Raw genomic sequence first — 3,812 nt, forward strand, 5'->3', positions numbered from 1 at the left:
CCCGAGCCTCTCGGAGCAGATCGCCCGCGTCGACCGGCTCGCCGTCCGCGACTGGCCCGCCGGCTTCCTCTGGGGATCCGCGACCGCCGCCGCCCAGATCGAGGGCGCCGGCCACGAGGGCGGCAAGGAGGACAGCATCTGGGACGCGTTCTCCCGCGTCCCCGGAGCGGTCGCGAAGGGCGACACCCCCGAGGTCGCGGTGGACCACTACCACCGGATGCCCGCGGACGTGCGGCTGATGAAGGAGCTGGGGCTCGGCTCCTACCGCTTCTCGGTCAGCTGGGCGCGCGTCAAGCCGGGCGACCGCGCGGTGAACCCCGAGGGCCTCGACTTCTACTCCCGCCTGGTCGACGAGCTGCTCGGCGCCGGCGTGCTGCCGTGGCTCACCCTCTACCACTGGGACCTCCCGCAGGCCGTCGAGGAGACCGGCGGCTGGGCGAACCGCGACACCGCCGAGCGCTTCCGGGACTACGCCGAGGCCGTCTACGAGAGCCTCGGCGACCGGGTGCAGCACTGGACGACGTTCAACGAGCCGTTCTGCTCGACCCTGCTCTCCTACGGGGCGGGCGTGCACGCCCCCGGCGTGATCTCGCAGCAGAAGGCCCTCGCCGCCGTGCACCACACGCACCTCGCCCACGGGCTGGCCGTCTCGACGCTCCGGCAGCTCGGAGCGCAGAACCTGGGCATCACGCTCAACCTCTCGAACGCCGTCCCCGACGACCCCGAGGACGAGGCCGACCTCGACGCCGCACGCCGCTTCGACGCCCTCCAGAACCGGATCTTCCTCGACCCGCTGCTGCGCGGCGAGTACCCCGAGGACCTGCTCGAGGACGTCGCCGGGCTCGGGCTCGACGAGCTGATCGTCGACGGCGACCTCGATCTCATCTCGCTCCCGCTCGACTTCCTCGGCGTGAACCACTACCACGACGACAACGTCTCTGCGCATCCGCTGCCGGCCGGAGCCGACGACTTCGCCCAGGCGACCGACCGCGAGGTCGGCTCCCCCTGGGTCGGCTCCGAGTTCATCACCTTCCCGTCGCGCGGGCTGCCGCGCACCGCGATGGACTGGGAGGTGAACCCCGACGGGCTGCGCTACCTGCTGACCCGCCTGGGCCTGGAATACGAGAACCTCCCTCCGCTCTACGTGACCGAGAACGGCGCCGCCTACGACGACGTCGTCGAGGACGGCCGCGTGCACGACGCGGACCGCACGCAGTACGTGCTCGACCACGTCGAGAAGGTCGCCGACGCGATCGACCAGGGCGCCGACGTCCGCGGCTACTTCGTGTGGTCCCTCCTCGACAACTACGAGTGGGCCTGGGGCTACGAGAAGCGCTTCGGCGTCGTGCGCGTCGACTACGGCACGCAGGAGCGGATCGTGAAGGACTCGGGCCTGGTCTACTCCCGACTGCTCGGCGGCAGCGCCGCGGCGATCCTGGACTGACCCGTGAGCGAGCCGACGGGCGTCCGCGGCGGGGGCCGCTCCCCCACCCTCGAGATGGTCGCGGCGCGGGCCGGAGTCTCGCGCGCGACGGTCTCGCGGGTGGTCAACGGCGCCCCGCAGGTGGCGGCCGAGATCGTGGCCGCCGTCGAGAAGGCGATCGGCGAGCTCGACTACGTGCCCAATCACGCGGCGCGGATGCTCGCCTCGCGGCGCACGCAGTCGATCGCGCTGATCGTGCCGGAGTCGACCGCGCGCGTCTTCGCGGACCCGTTCTTCGCCTCGATCGTGCAGGGCGCCGCGATGCGCCTGGCCGACACGGACTACACGCTCTCGATGCTGATCGCGTCCGAGACGGACGGCGAGAAGACGCGGCGTTACCTGCTCGGCGGCAACGTCGACGGCGCGCTCGTGGTCTCGCACCACTCGGGCGACCACTCCTACGCGGCGCTCTCGGGCACGCTGCCGATCGTCTTCGGCGGCCGACCGCTCTCGCCCGACGAGCGCGGCTCCTACTTCGTCGACGTGGACAACACGGAGGGGGCGGCCGTCGCCACCGCGCACCTGATCGAGCGCGGCCGGCGCCGGATCGCCACCATCGCGGGCCCCGCCGACATGCCGCCGGGCGTCGACCGCCTGATCGGCTGGCGCGGCGCACTCACCGACGCCGGCCTCGCCGACGACCTCGTCGAGTGGGGAGACTTCTCGCCGGCCAGCGGCACCGAGGCGATGCGCCGCCTCCTCGCCCGCGACCCCGACCTGGACGGCGTCTTCGCCGCGAACGACCAGATGGCGGTCGGCGCCTACGCCGCCCTCCGCGAGGCCGGCCGCCGGATCCCCGAGGACGTGTCCGTCGTGGGCTTCGACGACGATCTCTTCGCGCGGAACGCCGTCCCCGCGCTGACCACGGTGCGCCAGCTCCCCGACGAGCTCGGCGCCCGCATGGTGGAGCTGCTGACCGCCCGCATCGAGGGGCTCCCCGTGGAGCACCGCACGCTGATGCCGACGTCGCTGGTCGTCCGCGCCAGCAGCTGACGCCGGCCCGCGACTGTCCAGGAGTCGTCGCAGTCGACGCCGAGTGCGACGACTCCTGCGTAGTCGGAGGGCTCCGTGTGCTCCATCGGATGCGGACCGGCGGGCGGATCCGGACGGTGGGGCGGACGCGGGCGGCGGGGCGGGGATGGACGAGCGGGTCGATCCGTCGACGGGGTGCGTCACGGTCGCCAGCCGTGGGCCACGAGAGCGGCACGGAGCTCGGCGATCGTGCGCGCCCTGCCCCGGGTCAGACCCTCCGCGCGGACGACCACGACGATCCAGCCCGCGAGGTGCAGGGCCAGGAGCCGTTCACGATCGCGTGAGAACTGCGCGTCGTCCGTCCGGTGCTGGCCGCCGTCGTACTCCGCCACCACCTTCCAACGTTCGAAGACCAGATCGCCGACCGCGAGCAGTCGGCCGCCGATCCTGATCTCGGCGTTCACGTCGGGCGCGGGCAGTCCCGCCTCCTCGACGAGAGCGCGGAGCCAGGTCTCCCTCCGCGAGGCGGCTCCGGTCGATGCCAGCCGCAGAGCCTCAGCCAGGCCGCGTCGGCCCCGGCCCCGATGGGAGGCCAGGCGGTCCTGCAGCTCGTGAAGCCGGACATGGGGACGCGGATCGTCCCGGCGCGGGTAGCGCGGCTCGAACAGGAGGTGGTCCGTCGCCGCGAGGAGATCGCGGGCGGACAGCAGTGGCGCGAGCGCGATCCACGTCGACACCGCTCCCGTCACCGGCAGGCCGTGCCGCTCGACCCTGTCCGTCTCCGTGAGGGTGTGGCCGATCACACCCCGGGTCCTGGGGGGCCGGTGCGGCGTCGTCGCCGCCACGTGGATCGGATCGTCCTCGCCGGGTCGCGCCGGGAGCGGCACTCCCCAGGCTTCGGCCGCGGTCAGGTGGGAGAAGAGCTGCCAGGGCCGCAGCCGCGGCAGGTAGGCGGCGGCTCGTTCCAGGTGCGTGACGGGCGCCACCCGGGTGCGCACTCCGTGGAAGGGGCTGGCCAGGGCGGGAGTGCGCAGCCGGGCGTCCGTCATCCCGGCGCGGAGTGCCGCTCGCCGGGTGAAGGCTCCGAGGTCGGTGCTGGACATGCCGCGATTCTGGCGGTCCGTGATCCTCGTCCGTCTCCCGCGATCCGCATTCTGTGGACGAACCCCTGATCCCGCACCTGGGGAGGCGCGCCTCCCACCACGACTGTCCAGGAGTTGTCGCAGTCGGCGTCGAGTGCGACAACTCCTGGACAGTCGGAGCGATCGATGTCGAGTGCGACACCTTCTGGACAGTGGGAGCGACCGAACTCGACTGCGACGACTCCTGGACAGTGGGAGCCGGCCGGTGCGCAGGA

At 72.7% G+C, this 3,812-nt stretch carries 4 protein-coding genes; 3 read left to right on the forward strand and 1 reads right to left on the reverse strand.

The features are described 5' to 3' along the window. Positions 1-19 precede the first annotated feature (19 nt). Both C5C33_RS17885 and C5C33_RS17890 read left to right on the forward strand, forming a co-directional pair. Entirely contained in the window at positions 20-1,444 is a 1,425-nt protein-coding gene (locus tag C5C33_RS17885; protein WP_104261776.1) for a GH1 family beta-glucosidase, read from the forward strand. Positions 1,445-1,498: 54 nt separating this feature from the next. Continuing rightward, positions 1,499-2,476, forward strand: a complete 978-nt coding sequence (locus tag C5C33_RS17890) for a LacI family DNA-binding transcriptional regulator (protein WP_104225165.1) — start codon at positions 1,499-1,501, stop codon at positions 2,474-2,476. A gap of 179 nt (positions 2,477-2,655) precedes the next feature. Here C5C33_RS17890 and C5C33_RS17895 read toward each other — a convergent pair whose 3' ends face one another. Continuing rightward, positions 2,656-3,558: a hypothetical protein gene (locus C5C33_RS17895; RefSeq protein ID WP_104261775.1), complete on the reverse strand. Its 903-nt coding sequence runs from the start codon at positions 3,556-3,558 to the stop codon at positions 2,656-2,658. Positions 3,559-3,611: 53 nt separating this feature from the next. Between C5C33_RS17895 and C5C33_RS18845 the strand changes: the two genes are divergently transcribed. Further along, on the forward strand, positions 3,612-3,812 hold a 201-nt coding region (locus C5C33_RS18845; RefSeq protein ID WP_219814962.1), incomplete at its 3' end, for a hypothetical protein.

Source organism: Rathayibacter sp. AY1H3 (assembly GCF_002932015.1).

Excerpts from the sequence above, each read along its gene's own strand:
- C5C33_RS17895 (WP_104261775.1), bottom strand. The coding sequence starts at position 3,558 with ATGTCCAGCACCGACCTCGGAGCCTTCACCCGGCGAGCGGCACTCCGC.
- C5C33_RS17890 (WP_104225165.1), top strand. The coding sequence starts at position 1,499 with ATGGTCGCGGCGCGGGCCGGAGTCTCGCGCGCGACGGTCTCGCGGGTG.